At 68.3% G+C, this 300-nt stretch carries 1 protein-coding gene; it reads left to right on the top strand.

All coding sequences use genetic code 11. From position 1 onward, the window contains the following. The coding region (locus SB753_RS36200; protein ID WP_410804921.1) for an NAD-binding protein at positions 1–233 on the top strand (233 nt) is incomplete at its 5' end. Positions 234–300 lie beyond the last annotated feature (67 nt).

Raw genomic sequence — 300 nt, 5'->3', positions numbered from 1 at the left:
ATGCCGGCTACGGCAAGATGATCGCCGAGAACAGCTACGAGCCGGCGCTCTTCAAGGCGCGTTTGGGACTAAAGGACTTGCGTCTCGCACTGGCCGCCGCCGACGCCGTCACGACGCCGCTGCCGATTGCGAGCGTCGTCCGCGACAGTCTGATCGAAGCGGTCGCGCATGGCGACGGTGAGAAGGATTTCGCGGTGCTGGGGCAAGTGGCGGCGCGGCGGGCCGGACGGTGATTTGATGGGCGGCTGGCGGCTTACCGGCCGCCTATGTCGCGGGCGACCGCGGCAACCACCCCATCCG

The sequence above is a fragment of the Paraburkholderia sp. SIMBA_053 genome (assembly GCF_046534895.1).
In the GTDB taxonomy this organism is placed as follows: Bacteria; Pseudomonadota; Gammaproteobacteria; order Burkholderiales; family Burkholderiaceae; genus Paraburkholderia; species Paraburkholderia caledonica.
This window is presented reverse-complemented; position numbering and strand designations above follow the sequence as displayed.